At 57.8% G+C, this 26,920-nt stretch carries 25 protein-coding genes; 12 read left to right on the top strand and 13 right to left on the bottom strand.

Annotation, left to right across the window (positions count from 1 at the left end; translation table 11 throughout):
* Nucleotides 1-31: 31 nt before the first annotated feature.
* Nucleotides 32-1,207, bottom strand: coding sequence for a Bcr/CflA family efflux MFS transporter (locus tag ACU6HM_RS00730; protein ID WP_446763554.1), 1,176 nt, complete (start codon nucleotides 1,205-1,207; stop codon nucleotides 32-34).
* 147 nt (nucleotides 1,208-1,354) lie between these two features.
* Nucleotides 1,355-2,299, bottom strand: coding sequence for a helix-turn-helix transcriptional regulator (locus tag ACU6HM_RS00725; protein WP_239054538.1), 945 nt, complete (start codon nucleotides 2,297-2,299; stop codon nucleotides 1,355-1,357).
* A 481-nt stretch (nucleotides 2,300-2,780) separates the two neighbouring features.
* Here ACU6HM_RS00725 and ACU6HM_RS00720 point away from each other — a divergent pair, with 481 nt between their 5' ends.
* Complete coding sequence (locus ACU6HM_RS00720) at nucleotides 2,781-3,683, top strand: alpha/beta hydrolase (protein WP_446763238.1); 903 nt, start codon at nucleotides 2,781-2,783, stop codon at nucleotides 3,681-3,683.
* 51 nt (nucleotides 3,684-3,734) lie between these two features.
* Here the strand turns inward: ACU6HM_RS00720 and ACU6HM_RS00715 are convergent, their stop codons facing one another.
* From ACU6HM_RS00715 to ACU6HM_RS00670, 10 genes are all read right to left on the bottom strand, one after another.
* Nucleotides 3,735-5,486: a DUF4153 domain-containing protein gene (locus ACU6HM_RS00715; protein WP_446763237.1), complete on the bottom strand. Its 1,752-nt coding sequence runs from the start codon at nucleotides 5,484-5,486 to the stop codon at nucleotides 3,735-3,737.
* 193 nt (nucleotides 5,487-5,679) lie between these two features.
* Nucleotides 5,680-6,375 (bottom strand): RES family NAD+ phosphorylase, encoded by a 696-nt coding sequence (locus tag ACU6HM_RS00710; protein WP_009459224.1) that lies wholly within the window; start codon nucleotides 6,373-6,375, stop codon nucleotides 5,680-5,682.
* Nucleotides 6,368-7,042: a hypothetical protein gene (locus ACU6HM_RS00705; RefSeq protein ID WP_254498933.1), complete on the bottom strand. Its 675-nt coding sequence runs from the start codon at nucleotides 7,040-7,042 to the stop codon at nucleotides 6,368-6,370. The genes ACU6HM_RS00710 and ACU6HM_RS00705 overlap by 8 nt, the downstream gene beginning before the upstream one ends.
* Before the next feature lie 319 nt (nucleotides 7,043-7,361).
* Nucleotides 7,362-8,516, bottom strand: a complete 1,155-nt coding sequence (locus ACU6HM_RS00700; protein WP_021446920.1) for an iron-containing alcohol dehydrogenase — start codon at nucleotides 8,514-8,516, stop codon at nucleotides 7,362-7,364.
* A gap of 11 nt (nucleotides 8,517-8,527) precedes the next feature.
* Nucleotides 8,528-9,190 carry an ABC transporter ATP-binding protein gene (locus tag ACU6HM_RS00695; RefSeq protein ID WP_083053200.1) on the bottom strand — a complete coding sequence of 221 codons (663 nt, stop codon included), beginning with the start codon at nucleotides 9,188-9,190 and terminating at the stop codon, nucleotides 8,528-8,530.
* Nucleotides 9,180-9,929, bottom strand: coding sequence for an ABC transporter ATP-binding protein (locus ACU6HM_RS00690; protein ID WP_446763236.1), 750 nt, complete (start codon nucleotides 9,927-9,929; stop codon nucleotides 9,180-9,182). The genes ACU6HM_RS00695 and ACU6HM_RS00690 overlap by 11 nt, the downstream gene beginning before the upstream one ends.
* Nucleotides 9,926-10,912, bottom strand: coding sequence for a branched-chain amino acid ABC transporter permease (locus tag ACU6HM_RS00685; protein ID WP_021446921.1), 987 nt, complete (start codon nucleotides 10,910-10,912; stop codon nucleotides 9,926-9,928). The genes ACU6HM_RS00690 and ACU6HM_RS00685 overlap by 4 nt, the downstream gene beginning before the upstream one ends.
* A complete protein-coding gene (locus tag ACU6HM_RS00680) occupies nucleotides 10,909-11,805 on the bottom strand; it encodes a branched-chain amino acid ABC transporter permease (protein ID WP_250755965.1) in 897 nt (298 codons plus the stop codon). The genes ACU6HM_RS00685 and ACU6HM_RS00680 overlap by 4 nt, the downstream gene beginning before the upstream one ends.
* A 252-nt stretch (nucleotides 11,806-12,057) precedes the next feature.
* A complete protein-coding gene (locus ACU6HM_RS00675; protein WP_446763235.1) occupies nucleotides 12,058-13,356 on the bottom strand; it encodes an ABC transporter substrate-binding protein in 1,299 nt (432 codons plus the stop codon).
* A 98-nt stretch (nucleotides 13,357-13,454) separates the two neighbouring features.
* Nucleotides 13,455-14,930 carry an NAD-dependent succinate-semialdehyde dehydrogenase gene (locus ACU6HM_RS00670; RefSeq protein ID WP_009459235.1) on the bottom strand — a complete coding sequence of 492 codons (1,476 nt, stop codon included), beginning with the start codon at nucleotides 14,928-14,930 and terminating at the stop codon, nucleotides 13,455-13,457.
* 310 nt (nucleotides 14,931-15,240) lie between these two features.
* Here ACU6HM_RS00670 and ACU6HM_RS00665 point away from each other — a divergent pair, with 310 nt between their 5' ends.
* From ACU6HM_RS00665 to ACU6HM_RS00655, 3 genes are all read left to right on the top strand, one after another.
* Nucleotides 15,241-16,029 (top strand): IclR family transcriptional regulator, encoded by a 789-nt coding sequence (locus ACU6HM_RS00665; protein ID WP_031232690.1) that lies wholly within the window; start codon nucleotides 15,241-15,243, stop codon nucleotides 16,027-16,029.
* A 337-nt stretch (nucleotides 16,030-16,366) separates the two neighbouring features.
* Nucleotides 16,367-17,767, top strand: a complete 1,401-nt coding sequence (gene dbpA / locus ACU6HM_RS00660; protein ID WP_083053198.1) for an ATP-dependent RNA helicase DbpA — start codon at nucleotides 16,367-16,369, stop codon at nucleotides 17,765-17,767.
* 310 nt (nucleotides 17,768-18,077) lie between these two features.
* Nucleotides 18,078-18,524 carry an OsmC family protein gene (locus tag ACU6HM_RS00655; protein WP_239054546.1) on the top strand — a complete coding sequence of 149 codons (447 nt, stop codon included), beginning with the start codon at nucleotides 18,078-18,080 and terminating at the stop codon, nucleotides 18,522-18,524.
* A gap of 45 nt (nucleotides 18,525-18,569) precedes the next feature.
* Here ACU6HM_RS00655 and ACU6HM_RS00650 read toward each other — a convergent pair whose 3' ends face one another.
* Nucleotides 18,570-19,523 (bottom strand): LysR substrate-binding domain-containing protein, encoded by a 954-nt coding sequence (locus ACU6HM_RS00650; RefSeq protein WP_009459251.1) that lies wholly within the window; start codon nucleotides 19,521-19,523, stop codon nucleotides 18,570-18,572.
* 385 nt (nucleotides 19,524-19,908) lie between these two features.
* Between ACU6HM_RS00650 and hcaE the strand changes: the two genes are divergently transcribed.
* The 8 genes from hcaE to mhpD are packed head-to-tail and all read left to right on the top strand — an operon-like array spanning nucleotide 19,909 to nucleotide 26,907.
* Nucleotides 19,909-21,267, top strand: coding sequence for a 3-phenylpropionate/cinnamic acid dioxygenase subunit alpha (gene hcaE / locus ACU6HM_RS00645; RefSeq protein ID WP_009459253.1), 1,359 nt, complete (start codon nucleotides 19,909-19,911; stop codon nucleotides 21,265-21,267).
* On the top strand, nucleotides 21,264-21,812 hold the full coding sequence (gene hcaF / locus ACU6HM_RS00640) for a 3-phenylpropionate/cinnamic acid dioxygenase subunit beta (RefSeq protein WP_035272051.1): 549 nt from the start codon (nucleotides 21,264-21,266) through the stop codon (nucleotides 21,810-21,812). Before hcaE ends, hcaF begins: the two co-directional genes overlap by 4 nt.
* 28 nt (nucleotides 21,813-21,840) lie before the next feature.
* Nucleotides 21,841-22,161: a 3-phenylpropionate/cinnamic acid dioxygenase ferredoxin subunit gene (gene hcaC, locus ACU6HM_RS00635; RefSeq protein ID WP_060186504.1), complete on the top strand. Its 321-nt coding sequence runs from the start codon at nucleotides 21,841-21,843 to the stop codon at nucleotides 22,159-22,161.
* Nucleotides 22,158-22,973, top strand: a complete 816-nt coding sequence (gene hcaB, locus ACU6HM_RS00630; protein WP_060186371.1) for a 3-phenylpropionate-dihydrodiol/cinnamic acid-dihydrodiol dehydrogenase — start codon at nucleotides 22,158-22,160, stop codon at nucleotides 22,971-22,973. Before hcaC ends, hcaB begins: the two co-directional genes overlap by 4 nt.
* Entirely contained in the window at nucleotides 22,973-24,259 is a 1,287-nt protein-coding gene (hcaD, locus tag ACU6HM_RS00625; protein WP_060186370.1) for a 3-phenylpropionate/cinnamic acid dioxygenase ferredoxin--NAD(+) reductase subunit, read from the top strand. Before hcaB ends, hcaD begins: the two co-directional genes overlap by 1 nt.
* Nucleotides 24,260-24,273: 14 nt before the next feature.
* A complete protein-coding gene (locus ACU6HM_RS00620; RefSeq protein ID WP_083053195.1) occupies nucleotides 24,274-25,221 on the top strand; it encodes a 3-carboxyethylcatechol 2,3-dioxygenase in 948 nt (315 codons plus the stop codon).
* 32 nt (nucleotides 25,222-25,253) lie between these two features.
* Entirely contained in the window at nucleotides 25,254-26,108 is an 855-nt protein-coding gene (locus ACU6HM_RS00615) for an alpha/beta fold hydrolase (protein ID WP_060186368.1), read from the top strand.
* 1 nt (nucleotide 26,109) lies between these two features.
* Nucleotides 26,110-26,907, top strand: coding sequence for a 2-keto-4-pentenoate hydratase (gene mhpD / locus ACU6HM_RS00610; RefSeq protein WP_009459271.1), 798 nt, complete (start codon nucleotides 26,110-26,112; stop codon nucleotides 26,905-26,907).
* Nucleotides 26,908-26,920: the final 13 nt, after the last annotated feature.

Here is a 26,920-nt window from a genome sequence, read left to right as displayed (position 1 = left end):
GCAAAAACGCTATGCCAAACATCAGTCCTGCCTATGACACGGCCCGATCTGCACGCTTTTGCAGCCAAAGCCAAGCGACAAGACTGGCAACTACGGCCAACAGCATCGCGGCCGCCATGCGCACAGGCTGCCCGTAAACCCAAGGTACGCACCAGCCACTGACCAGGGAAAAGGTAGCCATCTGACAAAACCCCAGCAAGGAAGCCGCCAGCCCTGCGCGTGCGGGAACCTGCGCCAAGACCTGCATGGTCATCACCGGAAACAGCATGGCCAGCCCGGCGGCAAAGAATGCCGGCAACCCGACCGCCCACAGCAACGCGGGTTCTGCAGCACGTGCCAGGTAGGCGACATAGGCCAGGCAGCTCCCCAGCATCAAGCCATAGGCACAAGTAATCAGCTTGCGCGCTTCCCAACGGCGAGCGAGCTGGGCCGAGGCCAAGGCTCCCGCGCTGGCCCCAATCACCAAGGGCACGAACAAGGCAGCAAACGCGGTCTCGGGCAGCTTCAAGGTATGGGTGATGAAATCAGGCGCGGCACCAATCAAAAATGCCTGCGCACCGATCAACAAGCTCAAAGCCAGGCTCATCCCCATAAAAGGGATATTGCACAGCAAAAGCCATAGCTCGACCCGCAACTGCGCCCAGACCAAAGGCTGACGTCTGGACGTCGGCAAGGTCTCTGGCAGGCGCAGCGCGCACAGACAAGCCGCCAGCGCGGCCAATACGGCCAGCATCCAGAACACGGAGCGCCAGCCCAGATGGGCGATCAACTGCCCGCCCACAATCGGCGCCAGCGCGGGCGAGACATTGAACACCAGCACGATATAAGAAAATGTGCGCTGCGCCTGCTGCCCCTGATAGCAATCACGCACCATGGCCTGCCCGATGACCAAGCCAGCTCCGGCGGACAAACCTTGCAGGACACGGCCCGCCAACAAGAACGAGAAGCTGGGCGCTACAGCCACCATCACAGAACCTGCCACATAAACCAGCAAGGAAACCAGCACCACTGGCTTGCGTCCCCAGGCATCGGAGAAGGTACCGTGCAAGAGCAACATGGCCGCATACGCAGACATATACACACCCAGGGTCTGCTGCACGCTGTGTGGCGGCACATTGAATTCCTGTTCCAGAGCGCTGAATGCAGGTAAATAGGCATCAATGGTGGCCGGTGCCACGCAGGCGAGCAGGCCCAACATCAAGACCATCAAGGGATACGGAGGAAGCAGGAAGGGCGGCACAGTCACATACAAAAAGAAGCAGCCCACAAGGGGCAGGGTCTTTCAGCATGAGCGATGCAAGCACCGTCGGGGAATGCGCAACGCTTGAAGAGCTTTGGGCAATGACGGGACAGCCTAGTTCAATTCGCTAGGTGAGATGCCATAGCGCTCACGGAATGCCGTGGCGAAGTTGGTGGCATGGCGATAGCCTACATAGTGCGCTGCCTGCTGTACGCTCCAGCCTTGTGCCAGATACTCTCGCGCCAGTTCCAGCCTGCGCTCACGCAGCCAGCCAAATACCGAGCATTGATAGACCGCCTGAAACTTCACCCGCAAAGTGCTGGGACTCATGCAGGCCAGTTTGGCCAGATCTGCCAAGGTGTAGTCCTCGCCAGGCGAATGGTAGAGGCGCTCTCTGACACGTTCGAGCAATTGCCGGTCGCGCGCGGAGACGGGGGAATCTTTTTCTGTTTCTCGGGCCAGGCCATCCAGCGCATGAGCCAGCACTTGCAAGCTGACCCCCTCCAGCAACAGATTGTGCAAGGTGCCCTGCCAGGGACTGTCTATCAACTGATCGATCGCGCTCAACAAATGCGGGGGCACCGCCCAGCGTTGCAATCGTATCCGCGAAGAACCCATGACGTTGGCCAGCATCTCTCCCAAGGGTGAGTCAGCCAAGCTGTCAGGCGTATGTAAAGTGATGTTCAAGCCACGCAGACGCTGCCCAGCAGGATGAGTTCCTGTCATGGCCACCGCGTCCGCATGTGCAATGGTGGCCCCACTTTGAGCCATCATGCTGACCGTTTTCTGGCTGGCGAGCTGAGTCTGCGCCCGACCCTGCAACATGACAATGGCCGAGAACTGCGGCGCGGCCAAAGAGGTCGCCTGGTATTGGTGGTGAGTGATGATGTCTGAAAGCACCATCTTCATGCCGGGCCGGACCTCGTATTCCTGCACGCGCCCTTCGGCAATACAAACCTGCTCCATGTCCTGCTTGGGACCGTTGTAATCCGGCAAGCAATAGCGAAAACCCGTCGGACTACCGAGTCGGTCAAAGTCCGATACCGTAAATCTGATCATAGGAGTGTGGGAGCAAGCAGCCCGAGCCAGGCCCGCAAATAATTCTTTAATGGCGCGGATGGCAGGAAAGGGTGAAATAGGCCACATGAGAATAGCACACATTCTCAATTATATGGCGGCTTTATATTTCTACCCTTGCCGTCATGAAACCTGCGCTATCGGGATAGACTGGCAGGCAAGCCTGTCTCTGTACGCTGAACCAGCATGAAATTTATAATCCATACCATCGCTGCTCTCTTTTTCTGGTGGCTATTTTACGAACGCTATTACCAGTATCGCGACTGCATTCAAGCCGCTTCTTCAAGCTGCTATGGGCCTGAAGGTAATAACCTGATCAGTGGGGGAGCAGTCTGGTCTGTCCCCGCTTTGTTCTTTAGCAGCATCGCGGCTTACCAGCTGTATAAATTGATTCGTCACTACAGAGGCCGCGGGATGTAATAATAATCATTATCAACTCACCTTATCGCCCTACACTTTGATAATGACCTCCCTGCCCCGCTTTCTGATCAGTGCCGCCACGCTCTGCCTGGCGTTCACACTTCCCTCCCACGCCCAACAAACCCAGCGCCCCTGGAACGAGGCAGCCGGCCCCTCCATCGTAGGCCAGCAACAAAGCCTGTACCGCTTCGAGACGCTGATCATGTCCTCGGAAGACAGCAAGCGGCACTACAAAATACAGATAGGCACGCCCAACCGTCCCGCCCCCGCACGCGGTCATCCGGTGATTTATATGGTGGATGGCAATGCCGCCATGGCCAGTATTGATGTGGACGACCTGAAAGCCATCAGCGCCTTGTCTGCCCCGGTCCTGGTTGCCATTGGCTACGACACCGAAGCGCGCCACGATGTGATTGCCCGCGCCTTCGACTACACGCCTCCCGTTACGGAAAACGGCGTCAGCAAACCTGTGGAAGTACGGGGCCGTTCAGGCGGCGGTGCAGATATTTTTCTGGACTATATAGAAACCCACATCAAGCCTGCCGTGGAAGAACGCGAGCCTATTGATCGCTCCCGCCAGACCCTGTGGGGCCACTCTTACGGCGGCCTGTTCGCCTTGCACACCCTGTTCACCCATCCTGATCTGTACCAGCGCTACGTGGCGGGCGATCCCTCCCTGTGGTGGTATGACGGGATTCTGGTCAAGACGGCTCAGGCTTTTGATACAACGCTGGCCAAGGACAAGCGCATTGCCATCATGGTGGGCGGGCAGCGCCGCAGTACCTCCATGAGCAATGCTGCGGCTCAATGGTCCGCACAGGATATGGCCAAGCATTTACAGGATGCAGGGCTGAACGTCAGCTACGAAAACTTCAGCGACTTGAACCACGGGCAGATGCTGGCCGCCTCCTTGAAGCCTGCTCTGCGACTTGCGGCCCAGCCGTGATGCCTTCAAACCAAAGGCATCACCACTGATCGCTCTATCAGCGCCCTGCCCTCAAGGGCGCTGAGCTGCACCTATAAAGCCGCCGTCCGGCAACTTCAAGACACTGAAAGGCGCGGGCTCAATGACCGCTCCCTTGGCGTGAATGCCATCAATGACGGCGCCCATATTATCCGGCGACAAACCGGGCGTGAAAGCGGTCGCCTTCTCCCATTCCCCATTAGCGGTCTGCACAAAGACAGCACCATTATTCATGGGGTTGTTGACCGACAGAACAACCGCTTCGTCTCCCGCTTCGCCCGGCAACAAATCCACAAATACCAGCAAGCAACCGGCGTGGTTACCCTGAGTTCGAGTCTCGCAAGCCTTGGCCAGATAGGCGATGTCCCAACCTGGATAGGTTTCGATAAAGGACTGACGTAAAGGATGGTCAGCCGGAGAGCTGGGCAAAGAGCCCAAGAGCATCTGCCGCGCCTTGTCCTCACCGATGTCCCAGACTTCGAGCTCTTGATCCGGCACAGCCTCCTCAGGTTTATCCTCGGACTTCCCGACCAGCAAGTTCTTCTCAACCACATAGTCCACGGCCTTTTGCCCTGGCAGTCCCCAATACATTCTCATTTCCGTATCCGGGAACTCATCCGCGCTTAGCGTGCCGGCCTCCAGCCGGGCCACTTGCGAAGCCGCCGAGATCGCTTCGGGAGAGCCGATGCGAAGCAGCCAGATAATGGCCAGCACTATCAGGGCCAACGCCATCCCCACATTGGAGCGACGTACTCGCGCCATCCAGTTTTGAGGGTGGCAGGAAGCCCAGAAGTAGCTCAAACCATAGCCCGCCGCCACCAGCGCTGCCGTCGTTACCAGAACACGAATTGGGGTCCAACCATATTGAGCAACTCGCTCCCCTATCGCCCACAAGGCAACGCCTGCCAGCACGGGCATGACAAAACCCAGTAAACGGGCCGAGGCGCGCAATAAAGGGTTTGCGCTGGCATTCGTATCCTCGTCCGCAACAACAGAAGACACCAGAGTCGACGCCCCCAGAACAGCCGCCACGCACAGGGCGGCCAGTGGCAAGCCCTCACCCGTACGCCAGGGCAAGGCGACGATGAACACCACCATCACCACCAGCAAAACAGGGGTCAGCAAACGCAGCAGTTTCAGCAACAGAATGGGGGACAGATAGCCACCATCCGAGTCCGAGGCCAGAGCCAGACCGGCTCCCACCAAAGCACCAGACACCACAGCCGCAACCGTGGGTTCCAGCAGAACATCCCCTAACAGGGTGATGCCGACAAAGCTGAGCAACATATGGCACGCCATCAGCACGCCCCAGGCCAGGCCGCAGAAGAACAATGCGACGGCCCAGGAACACACCATGGACCAACTCAGCTCGAACAGGCGACGGTAATCAGCCCAATCGCGTGGACGCTCTACCAGAATGGCAAGAAATGGCAGAGTAATAGTCGCCAGCAGCCCCATTGCCACCCACATCTGCGGGGCCCGCCAAAAAAGGGCGACCTCAGCATATCCCCCTTGCGCCTGCAAGATCAGCGCCGCGCTGGCCACTCCCAGCCCCAGGGACACCAGCAAGGCCTTGCGCACAGCGACGTGCATCAGCAAGGTGAAAGACGCCACCCCAAAGATTCCCACCGCCAACAGCAAGGACACCCAGATATGCTCACGCGGCGCGGGCGCCATCATCAGATTGCTGAAGGCCACCCATTCAAGCAGGCCCAGCACTGCACCGGCCAAACACAAGGTCAGCGTCCGCCGGTTTTGTAAGGAAGAAAATGAGATCGCAATCATGGTGAGTAAAAAGCAGTCGATTCAACAATGACAGCATATGGAAAGCACCATTGCTGACGACATCAGGCCATAAAAGGAAAGCCCAGACTATGCCCTGCAAAACTGGGCTAGTTTAGTACGGTGAAGAGCCGTCTCTCAGTACCGGATAGAGCCGCTCTTGTAAGCAGACGTTAGGCCTGAAGATATCGATTACTTAGGCACTACCTGGAACGATCACCACCCCAATCCGTTCGGCCAGATCCAGCACGGCATCGTAGCTAACCGGATCTTCGCTCAAGCTCTGCGATGGGCCCTGGGCTTTCAAGACGCTTTTGACGATGCGATTCCCAAAGAGCATCACAGCTCGCGCCGAATCGTCCTGCCGGGACACCCAGCACAAGCCTTGGGCTTGGGGGCATTGCTGATAAATCGCGGCAGCCCACAGGCGGGTTGCCGGATATTGATCTTTTTCAGTGTCGATCAGTTGCTTGCGTGTCACACCCAGCTTCCTTAGCGAAACGCTGGCCAGATCCACTAACACCAAAGGCGCGTTCAGCAGCACGGTGGAATGCACCTGCCCCAACAACTTTTTCTTGTCATAGCTTTTAAAGCCTGCGGCGTGCGGAACGTCATGAAAGACAGTCTCCATCATGGCGCAATCGCGGCTGGTGCCACCGTACAAGGTGGGAATCGGCTTGCCCTGCTCATCCTGAATCGGACTGAAACGCGCATTGCCCTGCATGCCCGGATTGAACTGAGTCGCCAAATATTTATCTTGATGAACGCGATGCAGTAACTGCCCTTTGGGCCAGTCCATCAAGGTCAAGCGCAGCTCACCGTCCGGAACGGGGATTACCGATACCCCCTCCGCCGGGATGTGCTTTTTATCCAGAGCCGCAGGCTTAGCCATGAGTCACGGCTTGCACTTCATCTTGCGCAGCGGCGATGACCTTTTCCGGCGCAGAAATCAACAAGTCCTGCGGGCGCTTGCCACCCAAGAAGCTGTTGGTGGACATGAACCAGTAGGCCATGCCCCAGCTGTCTTTATGCCCGGCCAGAATGTCGAGCACTTGCGCCAAGGGTTTGGCGGGACGAAAACTGGTGTCCGGGTCCAGACCGTAGCCGGGGAAATAATCCACACCACCATGATTGATGGCAAAAATCTGCCCCTGCTTCTTCCACTTGTTGGGCTGGGCACTGGGATTGCGTGTGCTCAATCCTGCCAGTTGCGCCACTTCTGCGGCACTGAGCCAGTCCCCGCTTTCCAGTACGGCCTTGCGGGCCTGCACCAGCATGGCAGCTTCTTTCAACAAACGGGGCGATGGGGGCGTGCGCGGCACCAGCACTTCGGCCAGGCGCTCCAGCGACTCCTTGTCCTGACGCTCTTGCAAGACCTCGAACATGGACGAGGCCACATTGGTGAAGTTCTCTGCCAAAGCCTTGAAGGCGGCCGGTTTGATGTGATCGAAAGCCAGCACCAGCACTTGTTCTGCCTTGGATTTGCCCAAACTTACCTTAACCTCTTTGGGCGTACCCACCAGGGTCGAGACGCTGGGACTACTTACCAGGACGCTCATGGATAGACTCCTTGAAGGTTATTTATGATGATTAATAATAGCATAACCTTGATAACCCAAAAACCGACCTGTACAAGCAAACAGCCTAGCCTCAGCTACGTCCTTATCGCTCGTTCTGACACGCATCAGGCAGACGCGGCACCGCTGCCCTGCCGCATAAAACGGAACTCGCGCCATCAAGAAACTTAACTCCCCATTCCTATTTCTCTTCCCTATCTCTATTAGCGTCGTTGCAGCCCCCCATTGAGCAGACGAAAAAAAAACCTGAGCCGGCACAGCACCAGACTCAGGCAAAAAGGTTTCCGCTGTTAGCGGTCTATCAGAACGCGGCGCTGTAAATAGCGAAGGCGTCGTCTTCAGTCACGTCGCGGGGGTTGTTACCCAGCAGACGGGTTTGTTTCATGGCTTCCTGGGCCATACGGCGCAGGTCGCTTTCCTTGATGCCGACTTCGCGCAGTTGACGCTCGATGCCGGTATCAATGGCGATCTGTTCCATGAAGTTGATGAAGGCTTCGGTCTTGGAGGCCTCATCACCCTGGATGCCGGGGATCAGCACTTCCGCCAGTTCGGCATACAGCGGAGCGGCGGCCGGAGCGTTGAAGCGCAGAACGTGGGGCAGCACCAGCGAGTTCGACAAGCCATGTGGCACGTGGAAAATACCGCCGATCGGGTAAGCCAATGCGTGTACGGCACCCACGGGAGCGTTCGCAAAAGCCTGACCAGCCAGCGTGGCACCCAGCAGGATGTCCTGGCGAGCCTCGGCATCCTGGCCGTTGCGACAAACGTGCACCAGCTTGCTGCCAATCAGACGCAGGGCCTGTTTGGCCAGATTGTCCGACAGCGGGTTTTTCAGAATACGGCTGGTGTAGGCCTCGATGGCGTGCACCATGGCGTCGATACCCGTCGCCGCAGTGATGCGCGGTGGCAAGCCCAATGTCAGTTGCGAGTCCAGAATGGCCAGATCAGCGTACAGCTCGGGCGCCACCACACCGGATTTGGTGGTTTCGCCGGTGGTCACGATGGAAATAGGCGTCACTTCCGAGCCTGTTCCCGCCGTGGTCGGGATCTGCACCAAGGGCAGGCGCGAGCCGCGCACATTATCAATGCCGTACATCTCTTGCAGGGGCTGGTCTGACGCCAGCAGGACGGCCAGCAATTTGGCCACGTCCATGGACGAACCGCCACCCAGGCCAACAACGATTTCCGTTTTGGCCTGGCGAGCGCGCTCCGTTGCCTGCAAAACAATGTGCTCTGGAGGATCGGCAATAACATCGTCAATCACTTGCACGGTCCAGCCGTTGGCTTTCAGATCAGCCAGGGCAGGATCCAGCAAGCCGCTTTCGTGCAGGAAACGGTCAGTCACCAGACAAACGCGCTCTTGCGAGTAGCGCTTGCGCAGGATCTGACCGAGCCGGGCAGCGGCTCCGCTTTCAACATAAATAGCGGGGGTGGTTCTGAACTCGAATGCCGACATGGGCTTTCTCCTTATGGTATGGCGGGCTGCGGTACTTCGATACGGCCGCGGTCCATCCGGTAGGTGTAATCAATCACATTGCCTGCGTGCTGCAAGTCAGCACCGGACAACAAGGCACTGAAGCCCTCTTTGCTCAACTCGCCCACCACTTCTGCAATACGCTTGGACAGCGCAGGAGCAACACCTTCAAAAGGCTCGTCCAGCAAAAGCAGCTTGTCAGCCGTCATCAAGGCTCGGCCAATGGCGACCAGCTTTTGTTGACCGCCCGACAATTGCAGGGCGCGGCGTGGGCCAAATACTTTCAACTCAGGAATGATGCGCCAGACGCGATCCAGACGCTCTTCAATGTCCTGGGATTTCAAGGCCCAGGCGGGCAGGCGGATGTTCTCTTCCACGCTCAGCTCGGGGATCAGTTTGCGATCCTCGGGGGCAAAACCCATGCCCAGGCTGGTGCGACGGTAAGCGGGCATCTTGGCCAGTTCCTGACCATCAAACATGACCGAGCCATTGTCCACGGCCAGCAAGCCCATTACGGTGCGCATTAGCGTGGTTTTACCCGCACCGTTACGGCCGGCCAGACCCACGATCTGGCCTTGGCGCACTTGCAGGTTTACCTGGCGCAAGATGCTGGTGGGGCCAATACGTACATCCAGATTTTTGACATCAAGCAGCATTATCGGCCTCCTGTTTATTGCGTCGCACCGGCTCGCCGATGATGTATTCACGGACCTGCTCATGGGCCAGCACTTCGTCCGGAGTGCCGTTGGCCAAAATGGTGCCGTCGTAGAAAGCCAGCACGCGATCGCTGTAGCGACGCACGATTTCCATATCGTGCTCCACAAACAGAACCGTCACGCCTGCATCACGAACCACTTTCATGACGCGGTCCATCACTTCAAATTTCTCGTCACTGGCCACACCACTGGTGGGCTCGTCCAGCAACAGCACTTTAGGCTGGGCCACCATGGCCAAAGCAATGTCCAGCAACTTGCGAATCCCTTCAGGCAAGGTGCCTGCCTGGGACTGGGCGAAGGCGCTCAGGCCAAAACGCTCCAGAATCGCACTGGCTTCGGACAAGGGCTGCTTGGCCACGCCCAGGGCAATTTCCACGTTTTCCAAGGCGTTCAAGGAGGTGAACAGCTGAGGGATCTGGAAAGAACGGGCGATTCCCATGCGTGTTACTTCCCGGGGTGGCAAACCCGTGATCTCGCGACCGGCAAAAAAGATATTGCCGGAGTCCGGCTTCATGTAGCCGGTCAACATGTTCACGAAGGTGGTTTTACCTGCGCCATTGGTACCGATCAGGCCCGTAATGGTTTGCGCATGGATATCAACGGTCATATCGCGCGCAGCGTGGACAGCGCCAAACTGCTTGCACAAACCTTTAGCAGAAATCAAGGGTGACTGACTCATGAGCGGGCCCCTGTCGGTGAAGAAGAATCGTTGGAGGTAGCCGCTGCATTGCGACGGTTCAGAATACTGATCAGGCCACCGGGCAAGAACACAATCAGGGCCAACATGCTGACACCCATGACAATCTGCCAGGTGTTAGGAGCATATTGATAAGCCAGTGTGCGGATCAGTTCCAGGCTCAGCGCACCCAGGAAAGGTGCGTAAGCGTTACGAGTACCGCCCAGCACAGCAATAAAGATGAACTCGCCCGAAGTGGTCCAGAACGCCAGTTCAGGGTCCACGTGACCGATGCTCAGCGAGGACAAGGCACCGCCCAGACCAGCCAGAGCCGCCGCCAGCACGTAGCTCAGGTGAATATTGCGGTAAGCCGAAGCACCCAGATATTCAACACGGATTTCATTGTCCTTGATGGCTGGGCCCAGACGACCGGCACGGCTGCGCAGAAAACCTTGCATGGCCCACAGCACAAAACCCACCAGAACCACGGTCAGGACGAACACGCCTGGACGCGAGAGGGTTTCAGCAAAGGCACCCCACATGAAGGAAGGCGCGTGCACGTTAAAGCCGTCACTGCCACCCAGGCTGGGGTTACGCACCAGCAAGCCGTACATGATCATGGACAGGGCCAGGCTCAGCATGGCGAAGAAAATATCGCGGTAGCGAGCCAGCAGAAAACCCAGAACCCAGGCCAGCAGCGCAGCGCAAGCAGCGGCAAATGGCAGCAGGATCACGGCTTCACGCCAGTCCAGGTAGTTCATGGCCATACCGACACCATAGGCGCCGATGCAGTAGTACAAGCCTTGACCAAAAGAGGCCAGGCCGGAGCGCAGCAAGAGCACCACGCCCAGGGCAACCAGGCCCTTGGCCAGCGCCACCGTGATCAGAAACTGCCAGGATGGCAGGCCAAAGCCCACAATCAGGGCGGCCACCGTAATGACCAGGGCAATCATGCCCTGCTTAAGCGTAATGTTGGTCTTGTTCATATCTTTCGGGCCTCGGCGGCAGCAAACAATCCTTTAGGACGGACGGCCAACACCAGTGCCATTACCGCGTAGATGGAGAAGAGTTCGATTTCAGGCCAGTAATGCACGGCAAAAGAGCGCACCAGGCCCACAATCACAGCGCCCAGAGCAGCACCAGGCAAGGAGCCCAGACCACCGATCACGACCACGGCGAAAGCCATCACGATGACTTCCACGCCCATGCCGGGAGCGACAGAGATGGTAGGAGCCGTCAGCGCACCACCCAGGGCGGCCAGCGTGGCACCAGCAATAAACGTCAGCAGGAAGTAGCGTTGCACGTTAACGCCCATGGCCTGACTGACTTCGCGGTCATGAATCACGGCCAGCAAGATGCGGCCTTGACGCGAATACTTCAGGAACAAGGTCAGGAACAGGCCAGCCAGAATGGCAGCCACAACAATCACAAAGCTGTAGGTGGGGTAGAACAGGTCGCCGAATTCGACGTTACCCAGCAAACCATAAGGTTCGGCGATCACATAAGGATCCACGCCCCAGACCAGCTTGACGGTATCTTCCAGGATCAGGAAGACCGCGTAGGTAATCAGCAAAGAGACAACAGGTTCTTCCTGGTAGAAGAAGCGCAGCAGGCCATATTCAATGACCAGCCCCAGCACCAGACCGGCAATAAGCGCGGCCAGGATCAGCATCAAATAGCTGCCGTATGGGCTTTGATCGGTAGAGAGCCACTGCGTCACCATGGTGACAGCGGTATAGGCGCCAATGGTATAGAGGCTGCCGTGGGCCATGTTCAGGATCTTCATCACACCATAGATCAGCGTGAGTCCGACCGCGACCAGAAACAGCCAGGCGGCGTACATGATGCCATCTATTAGGGCAGCAGAAAGAAGAGACATAGTCGGTTTCTGTGGAAAGGGAATAAAAAATGCCACCACGCCACAAGCTTGGTGCGCTTCTCCTTGGGGGAGGAGCCTTTACCTCGCAAGCAACTGGGCGGTAATGCACATACCACTGCGACGCCTTCGGTGTCCCCCTTACAGGGAGCCTTAACCTTGGGAGCGGCCCGGCGGTAAAAACCGGACATGCAAAAAACGGTCTTGCATGCCCGGATTGTCAGGGCAGCGTCCTTTTCAGGACGTCTGCTCGGATCAGTACTTCAGACCACCCTTGATCCAGTCGATGGACTTCACGCCTTCGGGTGGAGTGACTTCTTCAGGTTTGAAGTGACGCAAGTCGGTGTAGCTGATCACGCCTTTATCGTTTTTCACCACGCCCAGGGTCGTACCTTGAACAGCCTGGTGACCTTTACCCAAAGACATGGTCACATCGCCCGATGGGCTCTCGAAGGTCAGGTGCTCGAATGCAGTAACCACTTGTTCGGTGGAAGGGGTTTTGCCTTCGTTGGCAGCCTGGGCTTTTTCGTAAGCCGCTTTCAGACCCAGCAGAGTTTGCGTCATCTTGTAGGACGGGTAGCTAGGATCTGCATTGAACTGTTCGCGGTAGCTGGCACGCAACCAACGGTTCAATTCATTGTCAGGAGCGAAAGCAGCGTGCGGGCCGCGAGCACCGATGATGGTGCCAGTCGGGATCTGGTTATTGGCACGGTGTGTTGCCGTTTCACCGGCGGTCAGCACGGTCAGGGTGTTGCGGAACAGACCGCGTGGCAGAGCCTGCACCACGAAGCCCTCCAGATCACCACCCCAGAAGCTGGAGTGAATCACTTCAGGACGGGCAGCCATCAAGGACGAGATTTCGGCGTTGTACTGACCAGCGCCCAGCTTGGGCATTTGCGAGGTCTTGGCTTCTACACCGGGCTTGAGGGCTTGCAGTGTGCCTTCAAAGTCGTGCCAGGCGTCCTGGCCCCAGGCGTAGTTCTGGTTGATACCGGCGTAGCTCTTCAACTCGGGGTTGCGCTCCAGCACAAAGCGGGCAGCAGCCACGTTGTCCATGGTGGCGTGAGCCACCGGACGGAACACGTATTTGTAGCTGGCATCTTCAAACAGACGCGGTGTGCCGCAGTCGAAAATCAGGGTCAGTTTTTTCAGCTCTTCAGCAACGGGGGCCACGGCCAGGCAATCACCCGAGGAGATGTAGCCAACCACGATGTCCACGTTCTGTTGCTGAACCAGGTTGCGGTATTCGCTGACCTGTTTGGCGGTGCCGCCGTTCTCGTCAATGAAAACCAGTTCAATCGGCGCGCCACCCAGACCCTTGGTGTTGTAAGGGGCAGGAACTTTACCTTCATTCAATTGGGCAGCCGTCAGTTCAGCGGCATTTTTGGCTGGAACGCCAAAAGGACCGGAAGCGGCGCCGGACAAGAAGGTGACCACACCAATCTTGATGGGTTTGACATCATCAGCGTTAACAGTCGTGCTGACCATCAGGCCGGCGGTGGCCAGTGTCAGGGCCAAAGTCAATTTTCGTGGGGTTGCAGACAGGATAGACATAGCGTCTCCTTTATTTAGCTTATTGTGGGGTTCTGCTGATGGGGTGCTCTATATAAGAGCGGCCCCCTTCGCTGCGCTGAGCGCGGGCATGTATCAACTTACAGCTGCTGGCACATGTATTTGATTTCCAGGTACTCATCGATTCCGTAACGGGAGCCTTCGCGACCCAGACCGGATTGCTTGACGCCACCAAAGGGAGCCACTTCGTTGGAAATCAAACCGGTATTGACGCCAACCATGCCGTACTCCAGCGCTTCGCCCATGCGCCAGGCACGTGCGTTGTCGCGGGTGAACAGGTAGGCAGCAAGACCATATTCGGTGTCATTGGCCATCGCGATCGCTTCGGCTTCGTCCTTGAAGCGGAACAAAGGCGCCACAGGGCCAAACAATTCTTCGCGGGCCACGCGCATGGCCGGTGTTGCATCACCCAGCACGGTGGGCGAGAAGTAGGTACCGCCCAGAGGATGAGGCTGGCCACCTTGCAGAACGCTGGCGCCATTTTCAACGGCGTCGTCAATCAATTCGCGCAAACGATTGACGGCTTTTTGCTCGATCAAAGGACCTTGCTCCACGCCCTCTTCCATACCGTTGCCCACTTTCAGGGCAGCAACCCGTTCGCTCAGGGCTTTGGCAAAGCGATCGTAAATACCGTCTTGCACCAGGAAGCGGTTGGCACACACACAAGTCTGACCGCTGTTGCGGTACTTGGAGGCCATGGCGCCTTCGATGGCGGCGTCCAGATCCGCATCGTCAAACACGATGAACGGGGCATTACCACCCAGTTCCAGCGACAGACGCTTGATGGTTGGAGCACACTGCGCCATCAACAAACGACCCACTTCGGTGGAGCCGGTAAAGGACAGCTTGCGCACAATGGGGCTTTCCGTCAGAGCGGCGCCCACCACACGGGATTGACCGGTGACCAACTGGAACACACCAGCAGGGATACCCACGCGCTCGGCCAGTACGGCCAGCGCCAGGGCAGTCAGGGGAGTCAGGTCGGCAGGACGAACAATAATGCTGCAACCGGCGGCCAGAGCAGGCGCTACCTTGCGGGTAATCATGGCCGCAGGGAAGTTCCAGGGAGTGATGGCAGCGCACACACCGACGGGCTGCTTGACCACCACAATGCGTTTGTCCGCTTGGGGGTGGCCGACCACATCGCCATATACACGCTTGGCTTCTTCGCTGAACCATTCCACAAAGGAAGCGGCGTACAGCACTTCACCACGAGCCTCGGCCCAGGGCTTGCCCTGTTCCATGGTCATGATGGTGGCCAGGTCGTCCGCGTTGGCAACCAGCGCATCGAACCAGGCGCGCAACAGCTTGGCACGCTCGTGCCCGCTACGTGCCTTCCACTCGCGCTGGGCCACTTCAGCATCGCTGATGACCGCTTCGATTTCCGCTGTGGCCAGGCTGGCGACATTGGCCAGGCACTCACCCGTAGCAGGATTAAGAACGGCGAAGGTATTGCCATCGCCTGCCGAGACCCAACCCTGAGCGGTCCAGGACTGATCTTTTGCCAGGCTGGGATCCTTCAGTTTGCTAATCAATGATGCCGCGATATTGTTCATTATGCTGAACCTGTTTCTCTTATAGTGAACTTGATAGAATTATAGGAGCCGAAAAATCGCGACGTCAACGAATCGGCTTACGGGTTTACCCGTAGAACATCAGTCACCGTATTTTTTGTTTTGGGGCATTTGAAGGCACAATGTAAAGTTGGCATCCCGACAGCAAATCTGGCCTAATTCAGGGCCTGTACGCCTGGTCTGTAGGCTGATTGCCCTATGAGATGCTTCTGGCTGTGCTGACAGAACCCTGCCCCTGTTCCCAGAGTTCAGCCCTGTCCATCCGGGCTTATTGGACTTCCTGTGTGTCGTTATGGAGTTAGTCGTAGTGGAAGAGAAGAAACTGGTTCCGGCTGTAGTACGTGCCGTCACCGTACTGGACGAATTGGCGGCCTCGCCGGAGCCCCTGTCATTTACGGACCTGGTCAAACGCCTGGGTATGCCCAAAAGTTCCTTGTATGGTCTGTGCACCACCTTGCTGGATCTGCACCTGATCCGTAAGCTGGAAAATGGCAGTTTCACCCTGGGTACACACGTGATGGGCTGGGCCAATGCCTTCCTGTCTCAGCTCGATCTGACGCAGGAGTTTTTTGCCGCTTGGGACGATATGCGCGTCCTGCCTGAAGAGACCATCACCCTGTCCATTCTGGATGGCGAAGACGTGGTCTACATTGCCTGCCGCAACGGAACCCGCCCGCTGGGTTTCACCTTCCGTGCCGGGATGCGCTTGCCTGCGGTCTATACCGCTACCGGCAAAGCCATGCTCAGCACCTTGCCGGGATCGGAGCTGGAGCAGGCCTTGAATCACCCCTGGCCCGAACCGCTTACCGTGCATGGCCCGCGCAGCAAGGAAGACTTGATGGTGGAATTGAACGATGTGCAGCGCCTGGGATACTCCGTGGACGCCTGTGGCGTACGCGACGGTATGCACTGCTTTGGAGCTGCCGTGTTTGATTCCAATAACCGCGCTGCCGTGGCCGGAGTGGCCGTCAGCTTGCTGACCCAGGAAGCCGATGAAGCAGCCCAGCGCCGTGCCGGTGAAGCCATGCGCAAGCTGGCCAATCGCCTGTCAGAACGCCTGGGGGCGTCGCGCAAGGCATAAGCTTTTTCCAGCCTGCACAGCACGTTATAAAAACAAGGGGCGGCATCAGCAGCCCCTTTTTGTTTGAATTATTTCTTGATCCGGAAGGCGGTAGCGGCATCTACCCTGAAGTTTGTTTATAAAGCGCAGGCCTATGAACCCTGGCCTGGACTGTCACCCCCGCCAGGCATTGCAAGAAAGCCAGTGAATCGCAGGAGCCCCCTGCACTGCCAGCCCTACTTGCTTGCTTGCTTGCTTGCTTGTCAACATCCAATCATCTTCCCCGCTTTCTATTTCCCAGCGATCGGCCCGCAAACGGTAAACTGTCGCTAAATCCTTTATTTTGCAGTCCTTTTTGATGTCACCCATCGTGCCCCATACCTCTTTCAGTACCCTTCCCCTTCTGCCTGCCTTGCTTGAAACCCTGGATAGCCTGGGTTTTGAAAAAATGACGGCCATTCAGGAACAAAGCCTGCCCTTGATTCTGCAAGGCCGCGACCTGATCGCCCAAGCCAAGACCGGCAGCGGCAAAACCGCCGCGTTTGGCCTGGGTCTGTTGCAAACCCTCAACCCCAGCAAGCTGACTCCGCAAGCCCTGGTGATCTGCCCCACGCGCGAGCTGGCCGATCAGGTCACCACGGAACTGCGTCGTCTGGCCCGCCAGATTCCTAACGTGCGCATGCTGACTTTGTGCGGTGGTGTGCCTTCACGTCCGCAAACCGAAGCCTTGCGCAACGGTGCGCACGTGGTGGTGGGAACGCCGGGCCGTATTCAGGACCATCTGGAGCGCGGCAATCTGGACTTGTCCGCCCTGAAAACATTGGTGCTGGACGAAGCCGACCGCATGGTGGATATGGGCTTTCATGATGACATCGTTGCCATTGCCTCGCACTGCCCTCCACGCCGTCAAACCCTGCTGTTCTCGGCCACCTACCCGGAAAATATCCGCAACCTGAGCGCCCGCTTCCTGCACAAACCCGCAGAAGTCAAAGTGGAAGCGCTGCACGATGCCAGCCAGATCGAACAGATCTTTTATGAAGTTCACCCCGAGCAACGTCTGTCTGCCGTGGTGACGCTACTGGAGCATTTCCGCCCTGCTTCTACCCTGATTTTCTGCAACACCAAGATGCGTTGCCAGGAAGTGGTGGAAGAGCTGCAATCCGAAGGCATCCAGGCCCTGGCTCTGACCGGCGACCTGGAACAACGCGATCGCGACGAGATTCTGGTGCAATTCTCCAACCAGAGCTGTGCCGTGCTGGTCGCGACCGATGTGGCGTCACGCGGTTTGGACATTCAGAATCTGGGGGCAGTCATCAACGTAGACGTCACCAAAGACAGCGAAGTGCATATCCATCGCGTGGGTCGGGTCGGCCGGGGTGATCAGAAAGGCCTGGCCCTGAATCTGGTCTCGCGCAGCGAACAGCGCTGGGTGAAGTTGATCGAGGAGTTCCAGGGCAGCGAAGTGAAATGGAGCAATCTGAAAGGCTTGCGCCCTCAGTCCAAAGAGCCGCTGCGCGCACCCATGATGACGCTGGAAATTCAGGGTGGCAAAAAAGACAAGCTGCGCCCCGGCGACCTGCTTGGTGCCCTGACCCGCGATGTGGGCCTGAAAGGCGAGCAGGTTGGCAAGATTGCGATTACCGATGCCCGCTCCTACGTGGCGCTGGACCGCAAGATTGCACGTCAATACTTTGACCGAATTGCCAACGCCAACATCAAAGGCCGACGCTTTCGCATGCGCTTTGTAGAAGATAAATAAATAGGACAGCGACAGTCTCTGAACCAAGGACCGGCAACGCCAGCACCATAACCTATTGGAAGCAATAGCCAGTGCCGTTGCCGAGTCTGCAAGCAGCAGCTCGTGCCATACCAGGCAGTTATTAGCTTAGGCAGCTAATTTTTAAAATAAATGCCGCAGCCAAAAAAAATATATAAACTACCTTTCAAGCCCAAAAGCGCCGCACGCTCCCACCGGAGCACACTAAAGCACACCCATATCCAATTTTAAAAAAGAGACAGAAGCCTGGAATCATTAGCCAATTAACAAGCTATAAGCAAAAGGAACAGCCATGAGCAACCACGTTTTTTCTGCAACCGCAACGTTAATAGACCAACTAAAGATTGAATGCACTTCCAGGGATTTTTCCATTGTTCTGGATGAACCCGGCAAGAGAGATAATGGCAGCGGCGGGATGACTCCCCTGGAGGCCCTGCTTTCAGCAATTGGCGCCTGTAAATGCATTGCTGCAAAAAGCTTTGCAAAGAGTCAAAAAATTGACTTAATCGACATCAAAATCGAGATGGACGGTGAAATAGACACAGATGGCTTCTACGGGATCAATAAAGAGGCCAAAATGGGATTTCATAAAATTACGTGCAAATACTATATCCAGGCCAATAACAATGATGAAGAAATAGAAGAATTCGTCAATTTCATTGAAAGAACCTGCCCAGTTCTGGACACAATAATAAATACGCCTGAACTGTCAAACGAGATCCACATTATCAAACAGTAAGATAGAGCCCGTATTTTTGAAAAACGCCCTCGCCTGTATGTGCAACTACATACAGGCGATTTTGCTGGGAGCCAGTTTCAAATGACTGGCAGCCGAGGGGCCCGAACCGTGCCAGCGAGCCAGCTCCCGTATACGTTCTATCAGGCTGACCGCAGCCTCGCTCATGCAGCCAGTATCTCGTGGATAGGCCATCAATAATTCACAGCGCGGGCCGCCACCGATCAAGGGGCGCGACACCACATTCTTGGGCATGAAGTATTCCGCGTAGGTAGGCAGCAAGGTATAACCCAGGCCAGCAGCGACCAGATTAATACTCATCAGGGGGTTGGCCGAGTTATAGGTGTGCTCGGGCACCACTTTATGATGAGCCAGATAGCGGGCCAGCACATCGTGCATGGAGCGGCCATAGGAACGATCCACCGCAATCATGGGCAAGCGATTCAGGCGTGCCGGCGGGATCAGACTATAAGCCTCCAGGCTATGCCCCTGAGGCAGATACACTCGCAAGGGCTCATCCAGCACCACTTCGCTGAACACATTGGTGGCGCGCACCGGGCCGCGCATGAATCCCAGGTCCAGCTCGCCACGCGCCAGGGCTCCCTCCTGCTCATTGGAAGTCAGGCTGCGCAACACTACATCGACCTGAGGAAAGGCTGCACGAAAAGCGGGCAGCACTGCTGGAAAGATACGCACCTCGGCCGCGGGCACAAAGCCTATCGTCAGCACTTCCCGCGCCTGCGAGGCCGCCTTGCCGGCCCGCTGTACGGCCTCCTCCACCTTGTGCAGGATCTCGCGCGCGTCATCCAGGAAAATCACACCAGCTTCGGTCAATTCGACTTTACGGCGCGTGCGGTTCAGCAAGGGATAACCGATTTCTTCTTCCAGATTTCGGATCTGCTCGCTCAAGGAGGGTTGAGAGGTATACAACCGCTCGGCAGCACGGGTGAAATTCAACTCTTCCGCGACTGCAACAAAGTAACGCAAGTGTCGCAACTCCAAGTTTGTCTCCTGTCAAATTGATCGTTCCCTGCCCGGAACGTACCCGCACAGCGTTGGACACTGCCTGCTGTGAGGACCAAAACAAGCCTTTCTTTTAGGCACTATTGTCGCCGCTCCCACGCCCTGAAAAGCAGACCCAATCTTCAATGCTGCAGCGCAGCAATCATAGCTAGCGTAAACCCTAGGTGTCGCCAAAGCCGCATCAATACTGGCCTGAAACCGAAACCCACATGCAAGCAAGGGGTTTTAGAGGGACTTATCGGGTTTGCCGATCACCCGATCTAAAGCAAGTATTGGTCGGATTCATTTCAAGCTTCTACATTTTGCCGCTAGCGACAAAAACCTGTTTTGCAAAAGCACGCATTGCAATAGCGAGGAGCAAACGATGGGAATCAACCCTGAAAAAATCGAAGCCTTGGTCGATGCACGTAATGGACGCGTCACCCCCTCCATTTACACCGACCCGGATATTTATGAGCTGGAGCTGGAGCGCATCTTTGGCCGCACCTGGCTGTTCTTGTGCCACACCAGCCAGATTCCCAAAGCGGGAGACTTCTTCAATACCTATATGGGCGAGGACCCGATCATCGTGGTTCGTCAGAAAGACGGCTCGATCAAGGCCTTCCTGAACCAATGCCGACACCGCTCCATGCGCGTGTCTTATGCAGACTCGGGCAACACCAAAGCCTTTACCTGTCCCTACCACGGCTGGAGCTACGGCACCAACGGCGATCTGGTGGATGTACCGCTGGAGCCACGCGCCTATCCGCAAGGCTTGTGCAAGGAAAAGTGGGGCCTGCAGGAAGTAACCCGCGTCAAAGTATACAAAGGCCTGGTCTTTGGCAACTGGGATGCCACAGCGCCTGATCTGGAAGAGTACATGGGCGACATTGCCTGGTACCTGGACGGTGTTCTGGACCGACGCGAAGGCGGCACTGAAATCATCGGTGGTGTTCAGAAATGGACCATCGAATGCAACTGGAAATTCCCCGCCGAGCAGTTTGCCTCCGACCAGTATCACGCCCTGTTCTCGCACGCCTCTGCCGTGCAAGTGCTGGGCCAGAAACCCGGTGATGAGGACAAGGCTCTGGGCGCCGGACAAACCGCACGCCCGGTTTGGGAAACCGCCAAGGACGCCGTCCAGTACGGCCAGCGCGGCCATGGCAGTGGCTTCTTCTTTACCGAGCAGCCCGACGCCAACGTGTGGGTGGACGGTGAAGTCTCCCAGTACTTCCGCGACACCTATGCCGAAGCCCACGAACGCCTGGGTGAAGTCCGCGCCCTGCGCCTGGCCGGTCACAACAATATGTTCCCTACCCTGAGCTGGTTGAACGGCACCGCCACACTACGCGTCTGGCATCCCCGTGGCCCCAATCAGGTAGAAGTCTGGGCCTTTTGCATTGCCGATGCAGCCGCCCCCGACGATGTAAAAGCCGCCTTCGAGCGCAGCGCTACCCGTGCCTTCGGTCCCGCCGGTTTCCTGGAACAGGACGACTCCGAGAACTGGGCTGAAATCCAGAAAATCCTGCGTGGCAAACGCGCTCGCGGCACGCAACTGTGCATGGAAATGGGCTTGGGCAATGAAGGGCTGCGCAGCGATGGCGTACCCGGTGTGACCAATTACATCTTCTCCGAGACCGCCGCCCGTGGCCTGTACAAGTACTGGGCCGACCTGATGGTGTCCGAGACCTGGGATGAAGTGCTGGAGCGCAGCCGTGCCTACGAAGAGGAGCTGGTGAAATGAGCGCCGTCATTCAAGAGCCAAGCCAAGCTGCCATCGTCGACATGCAGCTGCATCACGAGATTGCCGACTTTTTGTACCAGGAAGCCGAACTGCTTGATGACTGGCAGTTCCGTGACTGGCTGGACCTGCTGTCCGAGGATGTGCACTACCACATGCGCAGCACGACCAATGCGCAAACCCGCGATCGTCGGCGCAGTGTGCAGCCACCGAGCACCTGGATCTTCAACGACAACAAGTTCCAGCTGGAGCGCCGCGTCGCACGTCTGGAAACCGGCATGGCCTGGGCGGAAGAGCCCCCTTCCCGCACCCGTCACTTTGTGAGCAATCTGCGTATCCGCCCAACGAGCGATGGCCAGGGCTACGAGATCCGCAGCAACTACATCCTGTACCGCGCTCAGAAAGAACGGGATGAGACCTGGTATGCCGGCAAACGCATTGATTGCGTGCGCCGCAGCGACAACCGCTTTGGTTGGGAGCTGTACGAACGCGAAATCGTTCTGGATCAGGTCGTCATTACCTCCCACAACTTAAGCGTTCTGTTCTGAACCCGCTTATTTTCCGATGTTGATTGATATGACCCGCATTACTGCATGTGAAACCGGTGCGCTGGCCGATGGCGAAGCACTGAAGATAGACACCCCCGAGCGCCAGATCGCCTTGTTCAATATCGCTGGCACCTTCTACGCCACGGACGACCGCTGTACCCACGGCAACGCTTCCATGTCCGAAGGCTATGTCGAGGACGACGGCACCGTGGAGTGCCCCTTGCACGCTGCCCGCTTCTGTCTGAAAACGGGCGCGGCACTGTGCCAGCCCGCCACGGAAGCGCTGCGTACCTATCCGGTCATCATCAGCGAAGGCATGGTCTATATCGATCTGGAGGCCCAGGCATGAAAGGCTGGCTTGAAAACGAAGTCGCACTGATCACCGGAGGCGGCTCCGGCCTGGGCCTGGCTCTGGTGGAACGCTTTTTGAAAGAAGGGGCCAAGGTGGCCGTGCTGGAACGTTCGGCAGAAAAATGCGCCCAGCTGGAGCAGCACTTTGAAGGCAAGGTGCTGGCCGTCCAGGGGGACGTGTGCAGCGCGGCCGACAATCAAAAAGCGGTCGCTGCCACAGTGGCCCGCTTTGGCAAGCTGGACTGCTTTATCGGCAATGCGGCTGTCTGGGATCACGGCGCACGCCTGATCAACACCAGCATGGAGCAATTGGACAAAGGCTTTGATGAGCTGTTTGCCATCAACGTCAAAGGCTATCTGCTTGGGGCCAAAGCGGCTGCCGCCGAGCTGGTGAAATCCTGCGGCAGCATGATCTTTACCTTGAGCAACTCCGCCTTCTACGCCGAAGGCGGTGGCCCTTTGTACACCGCCAGCAAGCACGCGGCGGTCGGTCTGATCCGTGAACTGGCATTCGAGCTGGCCCCCAAGGTACGCGTCAATGGCGTGGGCCCTTGCGGCATGAAAACCGATCTGCGCGGACCGCAGGCTTTGGGTCAGCAAGACACCCGCATCATGGACTCTCGCTCGCCCGATGCAATCAAGGCCATCCTGCCCCTGCAGTTCTTCCCCGAACCGGAAGAATTTACCGGCCCCTTTGTGCTGCTGGCATCACGCCAGAACAACCAGACGCTGACCGGCGTCATGATCAATGCTGATGCGGGCCTGGGTATCCGGGGCATCCGCAATGTGGCTGGCGGTCTGGAGCTGTGATGCAAGCACCACATATCCTCATTATTGGAGCTGGGCAGGCCGGTACCACAGCAGCCGCTGAACTGCGCAGCCGTGGCTTTCAAGGCTCGATCACGCTGGTCGGTGATGAGCCTCATCTGCCCTATGAGCGTCCACCGCTGTCCAAGGATGCCTTGCTCAACCCCGAACAGGCCCAACTGACACTGCACCCCGCAAGTTTCTACCAGGAACAGAATATTGATCTGAAACTGGGCGTACGTGCTGTGGCTATTGATGCTCAAGCTCGTCAGGTCAGCCTGTCCAATGGCGACAGCCTGCATTACGACTCGCTGCTGCTGGCCACCGGTGCGCAGGCCCGACGCCTGCCCGAACTGGATGCCTTGGGTTCTGTATCGCATGTGCTGCGCACCCTTGACGACGCCCATCGCATTCGCGCCCAGATCAAACCCGGTAGTCATGCACTGCTGGTAGGGGCTGGCGTGATTGGTCTGGAGCTGGCCTCCAGCCTGGTCGCCATGGGCGCAACTGTCGAGCTGATCGACCCGGCCACCCGCATCATGTCGCGCAATGCTCCCGAAGTCTTGAGCGATTACTTGCTCGGCGTCCATCAAGCGCGCGGCGTCCACGTTCATCTGGGCACCCATGTCGAGCATGCAAGCCTTGAAGCTGAACAAAAAATTGCTTTGACACTCAGCAACGGCAAGACACTGCAAGGTGATCTGCTGATTTACGGCGTAGGCGTCACCATAGACACCTGCCTGGCTGACAGTGCCGGGCTAAATACCGAGCAAGGCGCCGTGGTCATTGATGAGCATGGCCGCAGTTCCTGCCCAGGCATTTATGCCGCCGGCGACACCACCGTTCAGATCGGGCTGGATGGCCGCTGGCAGCGGCAGGAAACCTGGGAGAACGCCAACCGCCAGGCCGTGATGGCTGTGTGCCACATGCTGAACCAGGAACCCGCCAAAGCCACTCCCTCCTGGTTCTGGACCGATCAATGCGACCTGAATATTCAATTCGCCGGGGAGATGCAGGCGGCTCATTGGGTCCTGCGTGGCTCACTGGAGCAAACGCCCTTTGTGCTGATCGGCCTGGACCCGGAAGGTGCCATCTGTGGCGCCATCACCGTCAACCAAGGTCGCGATATGCGTCCCTTGAAGGAATTGATTGAACAAAGAGCCATCTTGCCATTGGAGGTCTGGGCCGATACCACCCAGGCCTTGCGCAATCTGGCCAAACAGGGGGCGAGCCTTGCGCTTGCCGCACAAGCCGCGGCTCCATGCGTCGCGGCCCCTTCACACTCATAAAACAGGAGACCGGGATGCAGGCACATCTGGAGTGCTTATCGCACACCCCCTTGCTGGGTCATCACGACCCGGCACAGGCCGTGCTGGACGAAGTCTTTGCGGTACAAAAAGCCGCCCGCGAGCGCATTGCCGCCTTCAAACCGGATTTGATCGTGCTGTTCACGCCCGATCACTTCAATGGTTTTTTCTATAACGTCATGCCCAGCTTTTGCATCGGCACAGGTGCCCATGCGATTGGGGATTTTGGCAGTCTGGCCGGGCGCTTGAACGTGCCCTTCGAGCTGGCTACCGACTGCGCCACCCATGTCATCAATAGCGGTGTGGATGTGGCGATTTCACACGATATGCAGGTCGATCACGGTGCTGCCTATCCGCTGGAGCATCTGGTAGGCAGTCTGGATCAGTACCCGGTTATTCCGGTGTTCATCAACTCGGTAGCGGCCCCCCTGCCCACGTTCAAGCGTGCACGCCTGCTGGGTGAAGCCATCGGTCAATGGGCCCGTTCTACCGGAAAACGCGTGCTGTGGCTGGGTTCCGGCGGCCTGTCACATCAGCCACCCGTGCCCGTTTACGCCGAAGCGCCCGAACCCGTGCGCCGCTCCCTGGATGGCGAAGGCTACACCCTGTCGCCCGAAGCCCGTGCCGCCCGCACCCAACGCACGATTGATGCTGGCAAGGCTTTCACCCAGGACCCCTCGGTGTTGCATCCGCTTAACCCCGAATGGGACCAGAACTTTCTGGATCTGCTGCAAACGCAGCGCTATGCCCAGCTCGATGAGGTCGCCAACGACGAGGTCTCCGCCCTGGCAGGCCGCAGCGCCCACGAAGTCAAAACCTGGGTAGCCGCCTTTGCCGGGCTGTCGGCCTATGGCCCTTACGAAGCAGGCCATCGCTACTACCGCGAAATTCCCGAGTGGATTGCCGGTTTTGGCGGCTTGTCCGCCCATCCCAGCAAGAACTGAAATCCACCACAACAAAACATCAGGAGATTGTCATGAGTCTTAATGAAGCTGATTACAGCCGTTTCGCGACCGTGGTCGAGGAAGGCAAGGAACTGCGCATTCACTACAACGATCTGGGCCAGGGCGAACAGACCGTCGTCATGCTGCACGGCTCTGGCCCCGGTGCAACCGGTTGGGCCAACTTCAACCGCAATATCGAGCCCCTGACCCAGGCCGGCTATCGCGTCTTGCTGATTGACTGCCCCGGCTGGGGCAAGAGCGACTCCATCGTCAACAGCGGTTCGCGCTCGGATTTGAATGCCCGTGTCGTCAAAAGCATCATCGACCAGTTGGGCATAGCCAAGATTCACATGCTGGGCAACTCCATGGGCGGACATAGCTCGGTGGCCTTTGCCCTGACCTGGCCCGAACGCGTGGCCAAACTGGTTCTGATGGGCGGCGGCACAGGTGGCATGAGCCTGTTCACCCCCATGCCCAGCGAAGGCATCAAGCTGCTGAACGGCCTGTACCGCGAACCTACGCTGGAAAACCTGAAGCGCTTTAACAATGTCTTTGTGTTCGATGCCAGCGTTCTGACCGAAGAGCTGCTGCAAGCCCGTCTGAACAATATGCTCAGCCGCAAGGATCATCTGGAAAACTTCCTGAAATCCCTGGAAGCCAACCCGCGCCAGTTCCCCGACTTCAGCCCGCGCCTGCCCGGCATCACCGCCCCCACCCTGATCATCTGGGGCCGTCAGGACCGTGTCGTTCCTTTTGACACCGGCCTGCGCTTGCTGGCGGGTATCCCGAACTCCGAGCTGCACGTCTACAACCAATGCGGCCACTGGGCGCAATGGGAACACGCCGAGAAGTTCAACCAGCTGGTGCTGGACTTCCTGGAGCGTTGAGATGAGCGAATCATCCATTGAACTGCTGGACACGCTGGCTGCCCGCCTGCGCCAGGCCGAACACAGCGGTCAGGCCATTGAACCGATCCGCGCTCTGATCGGTGAAGACAATGCCCAGGCCGCCTATGACATCCAGCGTATCAATATTGCTCGTGGCTTAGCGCAGGGACGCCGCCTGACGGGCCGCAAGATCGGCCTGACCAACCCCAAGGTGCAAAAGCAGTTGGGCGTGGACCAGCCCGACTTCGGCGCCCTGTTTGCCGACATGGCCTATGGCGATGGCGACACCGTCCCCTTCGAACGTGTATTGCAGCCCAAGATCGAGGCCGAAATCGCCCTGATTCTGGAGCGCGACCTGCCCCACGCCGACACCAGCTTTGCGGATGTCGCCACCGCCGTAGGCTGGGTCATGCCTTCTTTGGAAATTGTGGGCAGCCGCATCGAAAACTGGGACATCCGCTTTGTCGATACCGTGGCCGACAACGCCTCCAGCGGCCTGTATGTGCTGGGCGGACCCGCCCGTCGCCTGGATGGTCTGGACCTGCGCGCCGCCCGCATGACTCTGCTGCGTAACGGCGAAGCGGCCTCCAGCGGCAGTGGTGCCGAGTGCCTGGGCCACCCCTTTAATGCAGCCGCCTGGCTGGCCCGCACCCTGGCCAAACTGGGTGATCCGCTCAAGGCCGGGGATGTCATTCTGACCGGCGCTCTGGGCCCCATGGCGCCGGTGGCCAGCGGCGATCACTTTGAAGCCGTGATCGAGGGCATAGGCTCGGTATCGGTCACCTTCAGCGCAGGCTAAGTCCTCTTTGTTC

It is taken from the genome of Alcaligenes sp. RM2 (assembly GCF_052931795.1).
This window is presented reverse-complemented; position numbering and strand designations above follow the sequence as displayed.